This is a genomic window from Serratia sp. CoH_122_TC_1, from assembly GCF_058191755.1.
Genome location: NZ_JBXWLA010000023.1, coordinates 991 through 21,840, shown reverse-complemented (window position 1 = coordinate 21,840; position 20,850 = coordinate 991). Strand labels below are relative to the sequence as shown.

17 protein-coding genes are annotated in these 20,850 nt (G+C 54.1%); 12 read left to right on the top strand and 5 right to left on the bottom strand.

Annotation, left to right across the window (positions count from 1 at the left end; all coding sequences use genetic code 11):
• Entirely contained in the window at positions 1-1,002 is a 1,002-nt protein-coding gene (locus AC2FC2_RS23770; RefSeq protein WP_490659955.1) for an ABC transporter substrate-binding protein, read from the bottom strand.
• A 7-nt stretch (positions 1,003-1,009) separates the two neighbouring features.
• A complete protein-coding gene (locus AC2FC2_RS23765; RefSeq protein WP_490659954.1) occupies positions 1,010-3,178 on the bottom strand; it encodes a TonB-dependent siderophore receptor in 2,169 nt (722 codons plus the stop codon).
• 200 nt (positions 3,179-3,378) lie between these two features.
• On the opposite strand from AC2FC2_RS23765, the gene modE reads away from it, so the two are divergent.
• The 9 genes from modE to gpmA all read left to right on the top strand — a co-directional run bounded on the left by modE (position 3,379) and on the right by gpmA (position 12,410).
• Positions 3,379-4,170 (top strand): molybdenum-dependent transcriptional regulator, encoded by a 792-nt coding sequence (gene modE, locus AC2FC2_RS23760; RefSeq protein ID WP_209636211.1) that lies wholly within the window; start codon positions 3,379-3,381, stop codon positions 4,168-4,170.
• Positions 4,171-4,260: 90 nt separating this feature from the next.
• Positions 4,261-5,724: a molybdate ABC transporter ATP-binding protein ModF gene (gene modF, locus AC2FC2_RS23755; RefSeq protein WP_490659953.1), complete on the top strand. Its 1,464-nt coding sequence runs from the start codon at positions 4,261-4,263 to the stop codon at positions 5,722-5,724.
• A gap of 128 nt (positions 5,725-5,852) precedes the next feature.
• The gene (locus AC2FC2_RS23750; protein WP_265554296.1) at positions 5,853-6,425 is read left to right on the top strand and encodes a cysteine hydrolase family protein; all 573 of its coding nucleotides are present in this window, start codon (positions 5,853-5,855) and stop codon (positions 6,423-6,425) included.
• A gap of 136 nt (positions 6,426-6,561) precedes the next feature.
• Complete coding sequence (locus AC2FC2_RS23745) at positions 6,562-7,383, top strand: CPBP family intramembrane glutamic endopeptidase (RefSeq protein ID WP_265554297.1); 822 nt, start codon at positions 6,562-6,564, stop codon at positions 7,381-7,383.
• Positions 7,384-7,670: 287 nt separating this feature from the next.
• The gene (galT, locus tag AC2FC2_RS23740) at positions 7,671-8,720 is read left to right on the top strand and encodes a galactose-1-phosphate uridylyltransferase (protein ID WP_209636219.1); all 1,050 of its coding nucleotides are present in this window, start codon (positions 7,671-7,673) and stop codon (positions 8,718-8,720) included.
• The gene (gene galK, locus AC2FC2_RS23735) at positions 8,717-9,871 is read left to right on the top strand and encodes a galactokinase (protein ID WP_265554871.1); all 1,155 of its coding nucleotides are present in this window, start codon (positions 8,717-8,719) and stop codon (positions 9,869-9,871) included. The genes galT and galK overlap by 4 nt, the downstream gene beginning before the upstream one ends.
• The gene (gene galM, locus AC2FC2_RS23730; protein ID WP_265554300.1) at positions 9,865-10,908 is read left to right on the top strand and encodes a galactose-1-epimerase; all 1,044 of its coding nucleotides are present in this window, start codon (positions 9,865-9,867) and stop codon (positions 10,906-10,908) included. The genes galK and galM overlap by 7 nt, the downstream gene beginning before the upstream one ends.
• A 196-nt stretch (positions 10,909-11,104) precedes the next feature.
• The gene (locus tag AC2FC2_RS23725; protein WP_209636224.1) at positions 11,105-11,443 is read left to right on the top strand and encodes a PsiF family protein; all 339 of its coding nucleotides are present in this window, start codon (positions 11,105-11,107) and stop codon (positions 11,441-11,443) included.
• Positions 11,444-11,657: 214 nt separating this feature from the next.
• The gene (gpmA, locus tag AC2FC2_RS23720; protein WP_004941818.1) at positions 11,658-12,410 is read left to right on the top strand and encodes a 2,3-diphosphoglycerate-dependent phosphoglycerate mutase; all 753 of its coding nucleotides are present in this window, start codon (positions 11,658-11,660) and stop codon (positions 12,408-12,410) included.
• Positions 12,411-12,478: 68 nt separating this feature from the next.
• On the opposite strand, the gene aroG is transcribed toward gpmA, so the two are convergent.
• Positions 12,479-13,534: a 3-deoxy-7-phosphoheptulonate synthase AroG gene (aroG, locus tag AC2FC2_RS23715; protein WP_209636226.1), complete on the bottom strand. Its 1,056-nt coding sequence runs from the start codon at positions 13,532-13,534 to the stop codon at positions 12,479-12,481.
• 331 nt (positions 13,535-13,865) lie between these two features.
• Between aroG and AC2FC2_RS23710 the strand changes: the two genes are divergently transcribed.
• From AC2FC2_RS23710 to zitB, 3 genes are read left to right on the top strand one after another with little or no spacing between them, the layout of a single operon-like run.
• Entirely contained in the window at positions 13,866-14,471 is a 606-nt protein-coding gene (locus AC2FC2_RS23710) for a response regulator (RefSeq protein WP_265554313.1), read from the top strand.
• Positions 14,468-17,680 carry an ATP-binding protein gene (locus tag AC2FC2_RS23705; RefSeq protein ID WP_490659952.1) on the top strand — a complete coding sequence of 1,071 codons (3,213 nt, stop codon included), beginning with the start codon at positions 14,468-14,470 and terminating at the stop codon, positions 17,678-17,680. Before AC2FC2_RS23710 ends, AC2FC2_RS23705 begins: the two co-directional genes overlap by 4 nt.
• Complete coding sequence (gene zitB / locus AC2FC2_RS23700) at positions 17,680-18,642, top strand: CDF family zinc transporter ZitB (protein ID WP_209636232.1); 963 nt, start codon at positions 17,680-17,682, stop codon at positions 18,640-18,642. The genes AC2FC2_RS23705 and zitB overlap by 1 nt, the downstream gene beginning before the upstream one ends.
• A 49-nt stretch (positions 18,643-18,691) precedes the next feature.
• Here zitB and pnuC read toward each other — a convergent pair whose 3' ends face one another.
• Entirely contained in the window at positions 18,692-19,417 is a 726-nt protein-coding gene (gene pnuC / locus AC2FC2_RS23695) for a nicotinamide riboside transporter PnuC (protein WP_265554317.1), read from the bottom strand.
• 32 nt (positions 19,418-19,449) lie between these two features.
• Entirely contained in the window at positions 19,450-20,511 is a 1,062-nt protein-coding gene (gene nadA, locus AC2FC2_RS23690; protein ID WP_490659951.1) for a quinolinate synthase NadA, read from the bottom strand.
• Positions 20,512-20,850: the final 339 nt, after the last annotated feature.

Here is a 20,850-nt window from a genome sequence, read left to right as displayed (position 1 = left end):
TCAGGGTTCCTTGTTGGGAATGGGCAATGGTGAGACCTGTTGCTGCAGGCCCTTGATTAAACGGTGCAAAGCCGGAACCGTACGGACCGAAGGATCCAGGTCATAACCGGGCAAAATGACGTAGCGTTTTTGTCGCACGGCACGCAAAGTTGCCGTTAACGGGTGATGTTCTAAAAAATAGATTTTGTCTTTGGCGCTGTCGCCAAGGCCACCGCGGGGCAAATCGCCAAGTACAATCACATCAGGATCGCGGGCAGCGATGGTCTCCCATGAGACGGTAGGCCAAAGTGCAGCCAGATCGGCAAACAGATTTTCGCTGCCGACTTCCCGGGTAAGCAGCGCCGGAGCTCCGCAGCACCCTGCCACATATGGTGTTTGAGTACCGGCATACCACCAAAGCAGCCGCTGACGAGGAAGTGACGCCGCCTGTTGCCTGAGTTCCCGCAACCGATCTTGCTGATGCTGGATTAAGGTTTCGGCGTCGCGAGTGACGTTAAAAATGCGGGCAATCTCTCTCAATTCGGCGAAAATACCGTCAAAGCTCGCTGTTGAAGTTGTCGCGCTTTGTTGCCCCCCGCAGACATTGGGCGAGAGATACGTCGCTATCCCCCACTCTGTCAGCCGTTCGCGATTCGGGGTTTCCGGGCTGTTAAGCCAGTAGTAGCTGGCCGAGTAGACAAAATCCGGGTTCAATAACAACAAGGACTCCGCCGCAGGTGGCGCGGTGGCCGACAGCTTACTCAGTGCCTTATTCCATCCTGCGGGCGCCGGAGAGGGCACAGTATCCTGCGCGTAGTCATAGCCAATAATGCCAACAACGTGCGCCACGACTCCCAGAGCCAGCATATTTTCCAGCGCAGGGTTCGCGTACACCAACACGCGTTCAGGCACCGAAGGGTAACGGTATTGTTGGCCACAGTTGCTTAGCGTCACAGGCGTAGCCTGTGCCAGCGTGCTCATCACCAGCCCAAGTGCACACAGCAGGCGGATTATCAATGGCATGGCGCTATCAGAACCTCACCGAAATAAAGCTTTCATACGTACGCGACGGCGCAATCAGCACCTGCTCCGGGTAGGTGCGCTGGTAGGCGTACAGTTGGTTGGTCGCATTTCTGATACGAACACCCAGGTTAACGATTGGGGTTAATTGATAGTCTGCTGCCAGATCGAGCGTGGTGTAGGCCGGCATTTTGCGCTGGTTGGCATCGTCGTTATAGCTGCTGCCTACGTAGCGCAGCGATGACGTAAGCCCTAATGACTCCGTCGGTTTGTAACGCGCAGTGAGGTTGGCGGTCCAGTCAGGAATGTAAGCCGGACGATTGCCGTTATAGCTGCGCAACGGGCTACCGCCACGGTATTCATCGTAACGAGCGTGGGTATAGGCCGCATTGGCAGCCAGTTCCCATTGCCAACTTGGCCGCAGCATCACGCTTAACTCAACGCCGCGCGAGGTCTGACGCCCGACAGCATTCAACGTATCCGGTTGTTGTGCGTTAGGCACAAACAAGTTGTCCTTGCGCAGCTCGTATAACGCCAGCGTGGCTTCCCCCTTGTTCGCCCAAAACTGGCCCTTGGCACCCATTTCCCACTGGCGCGCTCGAGTTAACGGCAAACCGGTTTGTGCCGGGCTTAAAAAGAACAGATCGTTGCCAGGTTCCTGACCCGTGGTGTAGTTAGCGTAGACATTAAGGTTGTCGGTTAGCGCATAGCTGGGCCCCAGACTCCAGACGCTAAACGCGTAGGTGTGCTCATGGCTTTCTTCTTGTGGGTTTTGGAAATGCCAATCCATCAGCATGTGGTTGTAACGCAGCTGCCCCAGCAAGGTTAAGCGCTCAGTCAGGCTGAAATGATCTTCCAGGAATCCCGCGTACTGGTTTTGCGTGACGTGACGAACAGGAGAACGCTGAAGATCCGTTCCCTGCGAGAAGTCCTCTCTGACCGGCGTTAGCAGCGAAACGTCCTCAGAACCGGGAAACCCGTTGGAGTAGTACTGGAAGCGCCTTTTGCTTACATCAACACCGATCACCAACCGGTTGTCAAAATCGCCCAGCGGCCGATCGAATACCAGTGAACTGCGGTTGCCTATCAGATCATCATCGTGGGCCAACGCCCCGAAAGAATCACGGTTTACATAGCCGGGTTGGGTCGCGGCAGATGTACGATAACGTTCTACATTGCGCCACTCACGAAAACCGCTGTAGTAATAGAACTGATTATGCAGCTCGATTTCCGGGGTGGTGAACCAGTCCAAACTGGCCTGGAAAGACGTCGCATTGCTCTGAATCCGGCTGTCAGTCAGGTTGTTGTAGTTGATATCGCGCAGCTCGCGTGCAATGCGCCCGTCCACCAGCGGTGTGCCGTAGTAAGGATTGGTCGTGCGGTTAAGCATGCGATCCAAACTCAGCGTCAGCAGGGCATTTTCTGTCAGTTTAAACAGCAATGAGCCGGATACGCGTTTCTGCTTATCGCGTTCATATTGCACGTTGGTACCGTTGTCGTTACCGCTGACATCCAGACGATAAGCTGCCACATCATCCAAAAGCGTGCCGCCAGAACCAAAATGTAAACGCTGGCTGTTGTAACTGGCTAAGCCGTAGTCGAACTCAACAGGCTGGCGGCTAAACGTTGGCTGGCGTGACACCAGATTGACGCTACCGCCGGCTGCGCTCAGGCCATTGAGCACCGAGCCGGGGCCGCGCAGCACCTCAACACTGTCGTAGTGCGACGGATCCGCCAGTTGGATCGTGCTGCCGGGCGTTTCGACACCGTTATACAGCCAAGACACCGGCCTAAAACCACGTAGTGAAAAGTTATTACTCAGCGTAGGTGATGCCACGCCAGACATACCGGTTGCGTGTTCGACCACGTCAGCCAGCGTTTTGTCCCCACGTTGCGCAATAGCCTGGTGGCCGATCACATCCACACTGCGCGGCGTTTCCTTGTTGGTCAGTCCCAAACGTGAGGCCGCGTGTGTGACCGACGCCAAGCCGCTGTAGGTTCCTGGGGACGCAGTTGAAGCTTCTACGGTAACGCTGTCTTCACAGCCTGGTGACGCGTCTGCTTTGTCGCAACCGTTGACGGCGCCCAGAGCGACACCCGAGAAGAGAAAAAAACCCGAGGCAATCAGACGATAAAGTGATTTTATTGGCGTGACGAAACGCCGGCGTGCAGCACTCATTTACAGCATCCCTGTGGTGAAATAAAAACGTGGCGAGGCCTAAGGCCATCATTATATTTTTTGTTATGTTATAACATATCGAAACTTGGGCGCCAGTTTTATTGTCCTTGTGCACTCCCCACGACAACTAACGCGCCATCCTTTGGCGCTTTGCCGCTAAATCAGCGACAATAAGACTTTTGCAGCCGACAGGACGCGTTATGCAGGCCGAAATTCTTCTCACGTTAAAACTCCAGCAAAAACTGTTCGCCGATCCACGCCGCATCGCGCTGCTTAAACAGGTCCGGCACACAGGCTCCATTAGCCAGGGCGCAAAACTGGCGGGTATCAGCTATAAAAGCGCCTGGGATGCGATTAACGACATGAACCAGTTGGCGGAGCAGACTGTGGTTGAGCGTGCGACCGGGGGAAAAGGCGGTGGCGGTGCGCAGGTGACCCATTACGGTGAACGTCTGATCCAGCTTTACGACCTGTTGGGGCAGATCCAGCAAAAAGCCTTCGATGTGTTGCAACAAGACAACCTGCCGCTCGACAGCCTATTGGCGGCCATCTCGCGTTTCTCGTTGCAAACCAGTGCGCGTAACCAGTTCTTTGGCACCGTGATAGGACGCGATCACCAGAAAGTACAACAACATCTCGATATCTTGCTTAACGACGGCAAAACGCGTCTTAGTGCGGCGATAACCCAGCAGAGTGCCGATAGACTGCAACTCTCCCCCGGTAAAGACGTGCTGGCGTTGATTAAAGCCCCTTGGGTAAAGCTGAATACCGATCCCGCGTTGGCGGGGGCCGCGGACAACGCGCTGGAGGGCGTGGTAGCCAGTATCCAGCCAGGCACCGATCATAGCGAAGTGCTGGTCACGCTGACGGGCGGTGAAACCCTGTGCGCCACAGTAGCCAATCCAGAGTTGCAACAACTTAAATTACGCCCCGGCAGCACAGTACAGGCCTTGTTTAATGCCGATCGCGTGATCGTCGCGACGTTGTGTTAAACGCAACGTTACGTTGCATTTTTGCCGATTGACATCGCCTTGCAATGCGCCTATTTCTAAACAAAATAATTGCATAAAAAGGAATAGGTGATGTCGTCGTTGCACATTTCGCAAGGTTCGTTTCGCTTAAGCGATACCCGTACCCTGACGCTAGAGACGCTGGATATTCAGGCCGGCGACAGTTGGGCCTTTGTTGGTGCCAACGGCAGCGGAAAATCCGCGCTGGCACGTGCACTTGCCGATGAACTGGTGCTGCTCAACGGCGAACGCAGCAGCGATTTCAAGCATGCAGTGCGCATCTCTTTCGAACAGTTGCAAAAGCTGGTCAGCGACGAATGGCAACGCAACAATACCGACCTGCTCAGCCCCGGTGAAGAAGACACCGGGCGCACCGTGGCTGAAATCATTCAGGAAGACGTCAAAGACCCCGCGCGCTGTGCGCAACTCGCCGAACTGTTTGGCATTACTCCGCTGCTGTCACGCCGTTTCAAATACCTTTCAACCGGCGAAACACGCAAAACGCTGCTGTGCCGCGCGCTGATGCCGCAACCCGATTTACTGATCCTGGACGAGCCGTTCGACGGGCTGGACGTGAATTCGCGCGCCCAGTTGGCTGCACTGCTGAGCGACCTTTCTGGGCATGGCTATACCCTGGTCCTGGTGCTCAATCGCTTTGACGAAGTGCCGGACTTTATCCGCCAGGTTGGCGTATTGGCAGATTGCACGCTGGCAAGCCAGGGGACACGCGAACAGGTCATGGCCGACGCGTTGGTCGCACAATTGGCGCACAGTGAAAATCTTGATGGCCTGGCACTGCCAGAAACGGAAGATCCAACCCAAACAACCACGTTACCGGCGGATCAACCGTTAATTGTCCTGCGCGACGGCATTGTCAGTTACGACGACAGACCGATCCTTAACCACCTCGATTGGCAGGTTAACCCCAAGGAGCACTGGCAGATCGTTGGTCCGAACGGTGCGGGAAAATCCACCCTGCTCAGCCTGATCACTGGCGATCATCCTCAAGGCTACAGCAACGACCTCACGTTGTTTGGTCGCCGTCGCGGTAGCGGAGAAACCATCTGGGATATCAAACGCCACATCGGTTACGTCAGCAGTAGCCTGCACCTGGACTACCGTGTCAGCACCAACGTCCGCAACGTGATCCTGTCCGGTTTCTTCGATTCGATTGGTATTTACCAGGCGGTATCCGATCGCCAACGGCAGTTGGCCGATCAATGGTTGGCGCTGCTGGGATTACAGGGAGAAGCGCCGTTTCATAGCCTGTCCTGGGGACAACAGCGATTAGCCCTGATCGCCCGCGCACTGGTCAAGCACCCGACGCTGCTGATCCTCGATGAACCACTTCAAGGGTTGGATCCGCTCAATCGTCAGCTGGTACGCCGGTTTATCGACGTATTGATCGCCCAAGGTAGCACCCAGTTACTGTTTGTCTCTCACCATGCAGAGGACGCGCCGCAGAGCATTACTCACCGCCTGAGCTTTGTCCCTGACGCTGCAGGATATCGCTATCAGCACGATGCATTAGCCTAATCCCCGAGAATGATGCGGATGGGTGGCAAGGCCACTCATCCGATGACATATCCGGCAACACTTCCTCCGTAACACATCACATTTGGCCTTTTATCATAAGGGGTAAAGGATTCGTTTCTGGAGACACTATGTCCGCCGCACTGATTATTATCGATCTTATTGACGATCTGATTGGCCCCAAAGGCCGTGCGAATCATTGTCGTGAACAGGCAGTGGCGCAAAATCTGATTGCCAACACCAATGCCGCAGCGGCTTACGCCCGTGTGCGTAAAATCCCGGTGATTTGGGTGCGCGTCGGTTTTGCCGACGACTATCACGATATTCCCGCCCACTCTCCTTTGTTCAACCACCTAAAACAGATAGGCGCGCTGCGTTTGAGTAGCCCCGGTTGCCAATGGGATAAGGATTTACAGGTGTTGCCGGCAGATATTGAGTTTGAAAAGCATGGCGTCTCCGCCTTTGCCGGTAACAATTTGTTAGCCTGGTTGCAGGAACATCATTGCCACCATCTATTGCTGGGCGGCGTCAGCACGCCACTGGCAATAGAAAGTACCGCCAGACAGGCGCACGATGCCGGTTTTCAGATCACGGTCTTACAGGATTTGTGTGCAGCCCCCACCCTGGAAATCCACCAGCAGAGTCTGGACATTTTGCAGAATTTGGCGGAAATTTCCCGGTCGTCAACCTGGATGAAAGGTTAATAGCAACATTTGCGCTACTGCCCCGACCTTTACTGTAACTTCACTGTGTTACTATCCGACTTAGCGCTCAATTCCGCCATAATCACACGCCGCAAAGGCACTGAGCGCCGTGTACATATTTTAAAGGGACATAGTTATGTGGGGCGTACTGGCTGCTTCGTTATTCTTTTTGCCATTTAACCGGCTGATTGCCTGGTCAATTTTGGCCGCTTCAGCAGGGATGGGGATGTACCATGGGGTGCTTACTCCGCTCAGCCTGGCATGCTTATTGGGCATCGTTGCTCTCGCGGGGCTAAGGCACCATTTCCGCGCGCAGCGTAATCTCAGTGTCCTGTTCGAAGTGCTGGTCGTTGCAAGTTGTGTGGCGCTGTTCCTGCATCTGGTGCCGGGCATCAATAACCCATTGATGATCGACGGTGAAAAAGCGGGCCCGTTAAGCGCGCCTTTTACGATGTACTACAACTTCGACAAAGCGCTGGTGCCATTCCTTCTATTTGCTTGTTTACCAACGTTATTTAAACGCGACGAACCGGAAAAAAGCAGAGGGTCATTGTCCTGGATAGCGTTGATTATCAGCGTTCCGGTTCTACTGCTGATAGCCGTGGCACTTGGCGGCCTGAAGATCGAGCTGCATACCCCATCCTGGATCCTGCCGTTCGTCATGGCTAACCTGTTCTTTGTCTGCATGGCTGAAGAGGCATTATTCCGCGGTTATTTGCAGCAACGTCTTAGCCAATGGTTGGGTGCCTGGCCGGCATTGATTATCGCAGCCGTGATTTTTGGTGCCGCACATCTGGCTGGCGGCATGTTGATGGTGGCTTTCGCCACGCTGGCCGGATTGATATACGGTCTGGCATGGATGTGGAGTGGTCGCTTGTGGGTACCTATTTTGTTCCACTTTGGGCTTAATCTGACACATTTGTTGCTGTTCACTTACCCTCTCTATCAACATTCCTGACACCTTTTAGCCGGTAGGTACCTGCCTGCCGGCCGTCCTGGTGAAAACGTTATCACCCATGCACGAATTCTTGTTTCCTTCCTGATATTCCTCGGACTGCATCACCGGCACTCCTTGCCGGCACACCTTGTGTAAGCGATTCCATTTTTCGCGCTAGATCACCTTTTCCCTCCGAAAGACGTGCTATCTTTTTGCCCATAGCTATCCATTTATATGCATTACTGGGCCGTTAGCGGCAGATGAAAGCGATTACACCCAGCCGCATCGACCAAGAAAAAGGAACCGTCATGACGGAATTTAACCCAATCGATCACCCCCATCGCCGCTATAACCCGCTGACTGGGCAATGGGTATTAGTTTCACCGCACCGCGCCAAACGGCCTTGGCAGGGCCAGCAGGAATCCGCGCAGCAAGAAACACTGCCGCAGCACGATCCGAACTGCTTCCTGTGCCCAGGAAATACCCGCGTGACCGGCGATAAAAACCCGGATTATAAAAATACCTTTGTGTTCACCAATGACTTTGCCGCATTGATGACTGACACCCCGCTGGCACCGGAAAGTGCAGACCCTTTGATGCGCTGCCAGAGCGCACGTGGTACCAGCCGGGTGATTTGCTTCTCCCCCGACCACAGCAAAACGCTGCCGGAGTTGACGCTTCCGGCGCTGGAATGCGTGATCGCAACCTGGCAAGAACAGACCGCCGATCTGGGGCGCAGCTATCCGTGGGTCCAGGTATTTGAGAATAAAGGTGCAGCGATGGGGTGCTCCAATCCCCATCCGCATGGGCAAGTTTGGGCCAACAGTTTCCTGCCAAACGAAGTCGAGCATGAAGATCGCCTTCAGCGCGCCTATTTCCAACAACACCAATCCCCCATGCTGCTGGATTACGTTCAACGCGAACTGGCCGACGGCAGCCGCACCGTAGTGGAAACCGAACACTGGCTGGCTGTGGTGCCCTACTGGGCCGCTTGGCCGTTTGAAACGCTGCTGTTGCCGAAGCAGAGCGTGCAGCGTATTACCGATCTCAGTACCGCACAGAGTGGCGATCTGGCCGTGGCACTGAAAAAGCTCACCAGCCGCTACGACAACCTGTTCCAGTGCTCCTTCCCATATTCCATGGGCTGGCACGGTGCGCCGTTCAATGATGCGGATAACCGCCACTGGCAATTACATGCTCACTTCTATCCACCGCTGCTGCGTTCCGCCACGGTGCGTAAATTTATGGTGGGTTACGAAATGTTGGCGGAAACCCAACGTGATCTGACAGCAGAACAGGCCGCAGAGCGTCTGCGCGCCGTTAGTGATATTCATTACCGTGAAGCCGGAGTCCAATAATGAGTTTGAAAAATCTTACCCACTCCCTGTTCAGCGAACGTTTTGGTTACGCGCCAGAGCTGACTATTCAGGCCCCTGGCCGGGTGAACCTGATCGGCGAACACACTGACTATAACGACGGTTTTGTGCTGCCGTGCGCCATTGATTACCAGACAGTGATCGCCTGTGCCAAACGCAATGATCGTCAGATCCGGGTCATTGCCGCCGATTACGACAACCAACAGGATCAATTCTCGCTCGACGCGCCGATCGTGAGCCACCCGAGCCAGCGCTGGTCCGACTATGTGCGGGGAGTGATCAAACACCTGCAACAGCGCAACGCCGATTTTGGCGGTGCCGATCTGGTGATCTCCGGCAACGTGCCGCAGGGTGCCGGCCTAAGTTCCTCTGCCTCGCTGGAAGTTGCTGTAGGCCAGGCGATACAGGCTTTGTATCAACTACCGCTGGATGGCGTGGCGCTGGCACTGAATGGACAAGAGGCAGAAAACCAGTTTGTCGGCTGTAACTGCGGGATTATGGATCAATTGATTTCCGCACTCGGTGAGAAAGATCATGCTCTGTTGATCGATTGCCGTTCACTGGAGACACGGGCGGTATCGGTACCGGAAGATATTGCCGTAGTCATCATCAACTCCAATGTAAAACGCGGTTTGGTGGACAGCGAATACAACACCCGACGCCAGCAGTGTGAAGCCGCAGCACGCTTCTTTGGCGTCAAGGCGCTACGCGATGTCAGCCCAGATCTGTTTTTCCCGATCCAACATGAACTGGATCCGATCGTCGCCAAACGAGCGCGCCACGTGATCAGTGAAAACGATCGTACGCTGGCCGCGGCTGATGCATTGGCCGCGGGCGATATGACATTGATGGGCCGACTCATGGCGGAATCTCACGCCTCTATGCGCGATGACTTTGAAATTACCGTGCCGCCAATCGACCGGTTGGTAGACATTGTCAAAGCCGTTATCGGCGACCAAGGCGGGGTGCGTATGACGGGTGGCGGCTTTGGCGGTTGTATTGTTGCCTTGATGCCACAGGCATTAGTTGCCCCCGTGCGCGAAGCGGTAGCCCGTGAATATCCATTACAGACCAATGGGCTGAAAGAAACCTTCTACGTTTGCAAAGCATCCGAGGGGGCTGGTACATGTTGAGCGACAACCAGGCGCTGGCACCTGACGGCCAGCCCTACCAATTAACCCAGTTGAAAAACGCAGCTGGGATGACGGTAACCCTAATGGACTGGGGCGCTACCTGGCTTTCTGCCGTCCTTCCGCTGAAATCAGGCAAAACCCGCGAACTGCTGCTGGGCTGCCAAACGCCGGCTGACTATCTGCTGCAAGCGGCCTATTTGGGAGCCACCGTCGGGCGCTACGCTAACCGTATCGCGACCGCGAGCCTGCAGATTGATGGCAAGCGGCATCCTCTGGATGCCAATCAAGGGGAACACCAGTTACACGGCGGGCCAGAGGGTTTCAACGCCCGCAGGTGGCGAATTATTGAGCAAAGCGAACGTCAGGTCAGTTACGCCCTCCATTCGCCAGACGGTGACCAAGGTTTCCCCGGTAATCTCGATGTCCAGGTGTGCTATCAGCTCACTGCCGATAACCGGCTGGAAATCAGTTACCAGGCGCAAACCGATAGCGCCTGTCCCGTTAACTTGACCAATCACGCCTACTTCAACCTGGACGGTGAGGGCACCGATGCGCGCCACCAGCGGTTGCAACTGTTTGCCGACCGCTATCTGCCGGTCGACAGTGATGGGATCCCCTGTGCTGCGCTTACACCGGTAGAAGGCAGTGGCATGGATTTCCGTCAACCAAAAACATTGCTGCAGGATTTTCTGCACGACCGAGACCAACAACGTGTAAAGGGCTACGATCACGCCTTCCTGCTGCACCGCACATGCGCTGCGTTAGACAGCCCGGCGGCGCACCTGTGGTCCGCAGATGGCCAGGTGAAAATGAGTGTCTTCACCACTGCACCGGCATTGCAGCTCTACAGTGGCAACTATCTGGGCGGTACCCCAGCGCGTGACGGTGGCAGTTACGCAAATTACGCTGGCGTAGCTCTTGAAAGCGAGTTCTTACCGGACAGCCCGCACCATCCAGAATGGCCGCAGTCCAATTGCTGGCTGCAACTCGGCCAACGTTATCAAAGCGCCACCCATTATCAGTTTTATCCTATCTGACCCGCTACGCCCCTTGCCATGCGGCAAGGGGCCGTTTGTTATAAATACTTACCTTTTTACATCTCCACCCTGCCGGCCGTTACCTTTCCTTATTCCAAACCTCGCACTAGAATCAGGCTACGGTGATAAGCACAACACCTTGTGCAACGTCACAATTTTCGGCCAGCCCGGCCGGTCAATAGCTGAAGGAACACCTATGCGTCTGATTACTGCACTTCCATTACTGGCAGGTTTACTGCTTAGCACCAACCTGATGGCGGCTGAAACGGCAACAAAAACACCTTCACCCGCCCAGGCCGCGCAGCAGAAACGCATGACCGATTGTAATCAACAGGCCTCTAGCAAAACGCTGAAAGGCGCGGACCGCTCCACCTTTATGAGCACCTGTCTGAAATCCGAAGGTACCGCTGCGACGAAAACGCTGACACCGCAGCAGCAGAAAATGAAAACCTGTAACGCCGATGCCAAGACCAAAAGTCTGAAAGGCGACGAACGTAAAACCTTTATGAGTAATTGCCTGAAAAAATCGGCCTGATTCCCCTGCTCTTGCCGCACGGCTGAATTCCCTTTAGCCGTGCGACTTTCCCTTTCGGCGTCCGCCTGAACGATTCAGCTTTTCCTCAGCACAGCACTTACTTTGCGGCAAGAAATTGGCTATGGTTAAACACTATCGATTGCCGAGCCACTGGCCGCGGCAATATAATGATTTTCGTTATCATTGAAATGTCAGATTATTAAGGAGTTAAGCTATGGCTGTAACTAAGCTGGTTCTGGTGCGTCACGGCGAAAGCCAGTGGAACAACGAAAACCGCTTCACCGGTTGGTATGATGTTGATTTGTCAGACAAAGGCCGCACCGAAGCAAAAGCAGCAGGCAAGCTGTTGAAAGATGAAGGTTTCTCCTTTGACTTTGCTTACACCTCCGTACTGAAGCGTGCAATCCACACCCTGTGGAACATTCTGGACGAACTGGATCAGGCTTGGCTGCCGACGGAGAAATCCTGGAAGCTGAACGAGCGTCACTACGGTGCGCTGCAGGGTCTGAACAAGGCTGAAACCGCAGAAAAATACGGTGATGAGCAGGTTAAGCAATGGCGTCGCGGTTTTGCCGTCACCCCACCAGAGCTGACCAAAGATGATGAGCGTTACCCGGGCCACGACCCACGTTACTCTGCGCTGACCGAAAAAGAGCTGCCACTGACTGAAAGCCTGGCCCTGACTATCGATCGCGTGATCCCATACTGGGACGAAGAAATTCTGCCACGTATCAAAAGCGGTGAGCGCGTTATCGTTGCGGCACACGGTAACTCCCTGCGTGCACTGGTGAAATACCTGGATAACCTGAGCGAAGACGAGATCCTCGAACTGAACATCCCAACCGGCGTGCCGTTGGTGTATGAGTTTGACGAGAACTTCAAGCCGATCAAACGTTACTATCTGGGCAATGCCGACGAGATCGCTGCTAAAGCGGCCGCCGTGGCAAACCAGGGTAAAGCGAAGTAATTTTCGCCCGTTGATCTAAAAAGCCCCCGGTTTTGGCCGGGGGCTTTTTTTATGGCGCAAAGCGAGCTTTATTTGGCGCGTCGTGCTTTCACGGCTTGCGCGAGTTCGCGCAATACCGTCTCGGTATCCGCCCAGCCGATGCAAGCATCGGTGACGCTTTTGCCGTAAACCAGCGGTTCGCCGCTTTCCAGGTTCTGATTACCTTCCACCAGATGGCTTTCGATCATCACACCCATGATCGCCTTTTCACCCCCGGCGATCTGCCCACAAACGTCGGCATTCACGTCCAACTGCTTCTTGAACTGCTTGCTGCTATTCGCATGGCTGAAATCGATCATCACCTGTGCAGGCAGACCCGCTTTGACCAGGCCTTCTTTGACTTCTTTCACATGTGAAGCGCTGTAGTTCGGTTCTTTGCCGCCACGCAAAATGATGTGGCAATCGCCGTTACCGCTGGTATTCACAATCGCCGAATGGCCCCACTTGGTGACTGACAGGAAACAGTGCGGTGCGCTGGCAGCATTGATGGCGTCAATCGCGACCTTGATGGTGCCGTCAGTACCGTTCTTGAAGCCAACCGGGCAAGACAGGCCGGAAGACAGCTCGCGGTGTACCTGGGATTCTGTAGTGCGTGCGCCGATCGCGCCCCAGCTCATCAGATCCGCCAGATACTGCGGGGTGATCATGTCGAGGAATTCGCCAGCTGCTGGCAGACCGCTGTCGTTGATATCCAGCAACAGTTTGCGTGCCAGACGCAGACCGTCGTTGATCTGGAAGCTGTTATCCATTTGTGGATCGTTGATCAGGCCTTTCCAGCCCACGGTGGTGCGCGGTTTTTCAAAATAAACACGCATCACGACTTCCAGCTCGCCACTCAGCTCCTGACGCAGTGACAGCAAGCGGCCCGCATATTCTTTGGCCGCTTTGGTATCATGAATAGAGCAAGGACCGATGACAACCAGCAAGCGATCGTCACTACCACGAAGGATCTGATGAATAGCATTGCGTGCCTTGGACACCGTCTCTGCTGCGCGTTCAGTCGCCGGAAACTTTTCTAACAGGGCCACCGGTGGCAGGAGTTCCTTAATTTCTTTAATGCGTAAATCGTCGTTTTGGTAATTCATAACTTTTCCATTCGGTATCGAGAGGCGGTATTTCACAAAACGCATACCCTATGAATTTCAAGTTGCAGCTAGGCACCCAGTTCACTCATCCCCAGGCGCTTACTTAAGTAAGTCACTGGGGTGAGTGAGTGCAGGTAACAACGCTGCAACTTGAAAGGCGACGGGTATAGATCCCACCAATTTAGCCTGTGAGGGTAGCGCTGTAAATCACCTTTGCCGCCCGCAGAATGAACGGCCAAATTAACAGTAGATTGTGCTGTTTCATCAGGGGAGCGTAGTGGCTCCTTTTTCGTTATGCTAACAACCAGGATACAGTTACTCGAGCCAAACCATGCCCTCTCTGTTATTAGTTGATGACCACCCGGTGGTTCATGTCGCACTGGAAGCGGCGCTAATCAAATCGTCCCGCCAGTATCACCTGCAGGCGGTACAAGACGATGTCCAGGCGCTGAGCCAACTGGCCATTCGCGATTTTTCGTTGGTGATCCTCGATATTGGCCTGCCGCAGGTAGATGGCCTGCAGCTGTTGAAAAAAATCCGTCGTCGCTATCCACAGCAACCGGTCTTGATCTATACCGCACAGGAAGAAGACATTTATGCCCGTATGGCCTATGCAGCAGGTGCCAATGGGTTTGTCCATAAGGGCAGCCGACTCGAACAGCTGGTGCAAGCGATTGAAACTGTACTCGATGGTGCCCTGAGCTTTCCCGACACGGCAATGGCAGAAGAAACTCAGTCAGTGGAAGGGGCGCTGCTGACCCCAAAAGAGCTGCAGGTTCTCGGATTACTCAGCAAGGGACTGTCTAATCTGCAAATTGCCGACATGCTGAGCATCAGTAACAAAACCGTCAGCACCCACAAGAAGAATATTTTGCGCAAAACCGGTGCCAGCAACCTGCTGGAACTGGTAGCGGTATTTAAAGAGCTAACGCCATGATGCATGGCGTTCTATTGTTGTTAGCCCTGCTGTTGTGTTTAGGTAAAACCGCGCAAGCGGGGCAACCGGTGCGCTACCAACTGGTCAGCAACCTGAGTATCCCTCCCGATATGCTGATCGCCAGTGAGAAAAACCCCTGGCGCGACGCCAGCCTGCGCATCGGGATCATCAGTGAAAACACCAGCCCCTATAACATCATTGTGGATGACGATTTGTACGGCCTGAACGCCGACTACCTCGGTTACATACAGCAGGTCACAGGCATCCACTTTCAAATCTACGGCTTTACCGATCTGGCACGCCTTGAGCAGGCATTACATAACGGCACTATCGATCTGGTGTACGGCATTCCGCAAAACGAAGCGCTGCATAATCTGAAAGTCTCTCAGCCTTATTACGTCAGTAACTTACGTGTACTGCGAGATCGCAGTAATGACCGTCAGGTGATGCTCAATTCCGCCAATGCACGGGTGGCGATCAGTACCTTAACCGATATGCAGGCCGGTAACGCGTTGAAAGCGATCTCCCCTCACGTACAGCGTTATGACAATAACTTGCAGGCGGTATATGCCTTACTGAACGGCAGCAGCGACTACTTTATTGCTGACGAAGCCAGCGCCAGCTTTATTATCGACCAATTGCAGCTCGGGCAGCTTTATCAGATCGAAAGTACCGTTAATCTCGGGAATCTGTCGTTCGTCTTTGCCGCCGCCAACCCGCAACTGATAGACACTCTCAATATTGCCATCGCCGATACTCCGATGGAGTTTATGAATGCCATTCAAAGCCGCTGGAGCAAAAAAATCCCCAGCTATCTCGACACTGGCAACGCCGATCTGACCCAAATGGAAAAAAGTTGGGTGGGAACCCACCCTACCGTTTATTACGCCGCCATTGAGAATAACTTTCCGTTCGCCTACCGCGGTGCCGGTGGGCAACCGCGCGGCTACGCAATCGACATTTTGAATATCATTGCGCAGAACACCGGGCTGCGCTTTATGCCGCTTTGGGCACGTAATGCCGAGGAGGCGGACCAACTGGTGCAATCCGGTCAGGCCAGTTTCCGAACGGCACTGCCATTAGCCCGTGGCGTTAAAGCGCGCTACAGCGCCAGCATGCCAATCCACCGCTCGCTGTGGGGGGTTTACATTGGCCAACACACCAACGGCATTTCCACCTGGAGCGATCTGGCCGGCAAGCGTATCGGGGTGTTGCAGGGGGACCTGGCTCAAGGGCTTGTTCCCCCCGATGAAGAGCTGATCCGTTTTACCGACAGCAAAACCCTGTATGACGCGTTGGCCAACGGCCAAATAGATGCGCTGGTAGATAATGTGATCTCAGCAAACTTTGTCGCCCTGTCACGCTATTCTGGTGCGATAAAACTGGCGTTTGCCGCCAATAACATTGCCTACCCAGTGGCCTTCGGTGTACGTCAGGATCAGCCGTTGCTGTTAGCTATCCTCGATAAAAATCTGATGCAGATCCCGTCAGAAACGCTGCAATCATTACGCGATGAATGGATTGTCGATCGCAGCAACTTGATTGATGCCGTGAACGAAAACCGTATGCAGCCACAAACTACCTGGCTTTTAGCGCTGCTGGCAGCAGCAATCTTGCTGTTGCTGGGGCTGACACTTCGCCGCTTTGTGCTTCAACGACGAGAAAAGCGCGAGCGTGAAGTGCTCGAGCAGGCACGCCGACATGCTGAAGCGGAAAATCGCATGAAAAGCAAATTTCTGGCTACCGTCAGCCATGAACTGCGCACGCCAATGCACGCTATTCTCGGCTTGCTGGAGCTGGAGCTAAAGCGCCAGCCAGCCCCTGAGGGATTACCGGTCATTTACAGCTCAGCGTCATCGTTACTCAACTTACTCAATGACTTGCAGGATCACGCAAGGTTGGAAACCGGCTCGCTGACATTAGTGCCCAAAGCTGTGACGCTGCGCCCCTGGATTGACCACATCAGCGCCCTGTATCAACCACTGATTGGCGAACGCCCGGTGAGATTCAGTGTGAATGCGGCCGACAACCTACCCACCGCCGTTCTTGTTGATGGCGAGCGTTTACTTCAGGTAGCTAACAATCTGATAAATAATGCGATTAAATTCACCCCCCGCGGCACTATTCAGGTGAATATCGATTGGCACGCGTCCGCCGCGCCTCAGGGGGACCTGTGCCTGACGGTGGCCGACAGCGGCTGTGGTATCGCCGCCGACGAGATAGACAAGCTGTTCCAACCCTTTTACCGCGCGCGCAGTGCACAGCGCGTATCCGTGCAGGGTACCGGGCTGGGTCTGTCTATCTGCAAGGAAATCGTCGAGCAAATGGGTGGCCATATTGCGCTACATTCACAACCCAGCGTGGGCACCCAGGTTTATGTTAGGGTGCCAGTGACTCCGATCGCGGCTGATCGGGCAACCCACCCGGCTGACAAACCGTTCAATTTACCGTCGCCAACCCTACGCGTGGCACTGATCGACGATCATCCCACCAATCTGTTGCTGATGGAGCGGCAATTACGCCACTTCGGGCTACGACCAACCCTGTTCGAACAGGGCTATACACTGCTGAAAGCCCACCGCCAGCATCCGTTTGACCTGCTGTTTATTGATTACAATATGCCGCGCCCGGACGGCCTGACACTGGCACGATTGATACGCCGGGACGAACAACGCCACCACCTTCCCGCCTGCCAAATTATTCTGTGCTCGGCAGATGTGCAGGAATTTACTCGCATCCCATCAGGACGGGTGGCGATCGATCGGTTTTTAACCAAACCTATTTCGCTGTCGGCTATCGCTCAAGTATTACCGCAGCAGCCGCAGGTGACAGAGCAACAGTTAGTCCTCACTGACCTACAACAGACTCTGATCGAGATGGCGGGTAATGATCACGCGATGCTCCAACGTCTGGCGACAACACTGCTAGCAACGTTACAGCAAGACCGACAACGGCTTGAAAAGGCGCTGCAGAGCCAAGATTTATCAGCATTGGGGCAAAGCGCACATCGTATTAAGGGCAGCCTGTTGATGCTGCAACTGCCGGCAGCAGCAAACCTGTGCCAGCACCTGGTAGAAAGTGGCCGTGAAGGAACATTAAATCAGGCCGCCTATACTGAATTAAGTGTGTTAGTGGAACAGATACTGATAGAACTGGCGGGTCTGGTCAGCACTGACAAGTCGTATTTCGCTATGCATAAGGATGAATAATGTCGGACGCCCCACATGTACACCAGCCAAAAGACAGTAATAGTAAACGCCTACTGACCGCTTTTTTAGTCACTGCGGTATTTATGGTCGCCGAAGTCGCCGGTGGGTTAATTTCCGGTTCACTGGCACTGCTGGCAGATGCCGGCCACATGCTCACCGACGCCGCAGCGCTGTTGGTCGCGCTAATGGCGGTGCACTTCTCGCAACGTAAACCCAATGCACGCCACACTTTTGGTTATCTGCGCCTGACCACTCTGGCGGCTTTCCTCAACGCAGCCGCGTTGCTGGTGATTGTTGTATTCATCCTGTGGGAGGCCATACGACGTTTCTTCGAACCACAGCCAGTGATGGGTACGCCAATGCTGATTATCGCCATAGCGGGGCTGCTGGCTAACCTGTTCGCCTTCTGGCTGCTACACCGTGGCAGTGAAGAGAAGAATATCAATGTACGCGCCGCTGCATTGCACGTGCTGGGGGATTTACTGGGATCCGTGGGTGCCATTGCGGCCGCCATTGTGATATTGACCACCGGCTGGACGCCAATCGACCCAATACTCTCGGTGTTGGTCTCCTGCCTGGTCATACGCAGCGCTTGGCGGCTGTTGAAAGAAAGCTTCCACGAGCTGTTGGAAGGTACACCGCAGGAGGTGGATATCAACAAGTTGCAAAAAGACCTGTGCCTGAATATTCCGGAAGTACGTAATATCCATCATGTGCACGTCTGGCAAATTGGTGAGCAGAAGCTCATGACACTGCATGCGCAGGTGATACCGCCAAACGATCACGATGGCCTGCTGTATCGCATCCAGGCTTACCTACTGGAGCACTACCGGATTGGCCATGTCACCATTCAGATGGAATACCGGCATTGTGATACGCCCGACTGCGGAATTAACCGGGCGCCCGAGCCAAGTGACCACTCACATTCTGGCTCACATTCTCACCTGGGGCATCATCACTAAAACACGTAGGGCACCTAATAAGGTGCCCTAACAATTTATATGTGGAAGATTATGAGGCGGAAGATAAAGGCCGCGATTGGTTACTGCTCGCGCTCTTGATCCACAGCCAGGAGCCGTTCAGCGCAATCAGCGTCAGAATCACGTATTCCAGCGCCATGGCATAAACCCCCTGGTAGGCGAAAATCGCTACGCTAATCACGTCGATCACAACCCACAACAGCCAGTTCTCCACGTATTTGCGGGTCATCAAAATCATCGCCACGATTGACAACACCATCATGGTTGAGTCCCAGAACGGGAAGGCATCCGGCTGCAACTGCGGCATTTGCACGCTCAGACCCAGGCTCTGCATCACCGCAACCGCAATCTGCGTCAGCCCGGCAAACACAGGGTCAATATTGAACGTCATCAGGGCAATACCGATAACACACACGGCAGCCCACGCCAGCGCTTTCGGCAATGACAACCAACGGATTTTCAATTCAGCCTGGTTATCCTGAGTCTGACGGCTCCAGGCGTACCAACCGTAGATATTGGCAACAAAGAAGAAGAGCTGCAGCAGCAGGCTGGCGTAGAGCTGAATTTGGAAGAAGATCACCGCAAACAACGTCACGTTAATCAAACCAAACAGGTAGTTGATAATCTTCTCTTTGCTGGCATACCAAATGCACAGCAAACCGAACAGGGTGCCAATGGCCTCAATCCAAGAAAGATCGTAGCCTCCGGCCCCCAACGGAATATGCACCAAAATATTGCTGGTACTGAAAAAGCTCATTTTATCATCCTTATTAAGCGGTTAATCTGCCCTCAGGCGTTCCCTTTTACCTGCATTTTTAATTGCGCAGCGAAATCCAGCATCCGGTTCAGTGGGATCAGGGCCTTCTGGCGTAGCGCAGCGTCGACGTGTATCTCATGCAGTGCGCCACCTTGCTCCAGCCCATCAGCGATGGCCTTCAGACCATTCATCGCCATCCACGGACAGTGTGCGCAGCTTCGGCAAGTGGCGCCTTCACCGGCAGTAGGCGCTTCGAATAATTCTTTGTCCGGACAGGCTTGTTGCATCTTATAGAAAATACCGCGGTCGGTGGCGACAATCAGCTGCGGATTAGGCAGCGTTTGTGCCGCCTGAATCAATTGGCTGGTTGAACCCACCGCATCTGCCAGATCAACCACTGCCTGAGGCGACTCTGGATGCACCAGTATCGCTGCGTCTGGGTACAAGGCCTTCATACGCATCAAGGCCTGGGTTTTAAACTCGTCATGGACGATACAAGCGCCCTGCCAGCAAAGAACATCGGCACCCGTCTGCTTTTGCACATAGTTACCCAGATGGCGATCCGGTGCCCAGATGATTTTTTCACCCAAGCTGTCGAGGTGCTCAATTAATTCAACAGCAATACTGGACGTCACGACCCAGTCGGCACGTGCTTTTACCGCCGCGGAGGTATTAGCATAGACCACCACGGTACGATCCGGATGGCTATCACAAAAGGCATTGAACTCTTCTTCCGGGCAGCCAAGATCCAATGAGCATTCCGCATGTAACGTCGGCATCAGCACCTGCTTTTCCGGGCTGAGGATCTTGGCGGTTTCCCCCATAAAACGGACACCGGCAACCAGCAGAGTCGACGCCGGGTGATTGCTGCCGAATCGTGCCATCTCCAGCGAATCCGCCACGCAACCGCCCGTTTCTTCAGCCAACGCCTGGATTTCCGGATCGGTATAATAATGGGCTACCATCACCGCATTACGTTGCTTGAGCAGCGTTTTAATTTTCTCGCGATAAAATGCCTTCTGCGCAACATCCAGCGGCACGGGTTTAGGCGGGAACGGATACACCGCCGCGTTCACATCAAACATTTCACTCATCGCTACAATCTCTGTGCTAGGCTGGGTGTCTGCTGCAAGGGTACTCCCCCTACCACAACCCATTCGTTTTATATACTAAACAAAATACCTAAAATCGCGCGAAAAGTCCGCTGATATTTTTGCGTTTACGCTAATTGTGTTTAATACATTAAAAATGTTGAGATAATGAAGTTCAAAAGAGGGCCGTGCGGGGGTCTAAAAGGGATTAATCAGCTCAAAGGGGCGGGATTGATTCAGCCTTATGGCCTCACCCTTCGGGCAACGCTGCGCGATGCTCGAACCTGAACGCAGGTTACTCGTCTCTTTCAGAGACTCGCCCTTCGGGCCAGCGCAAGCGCT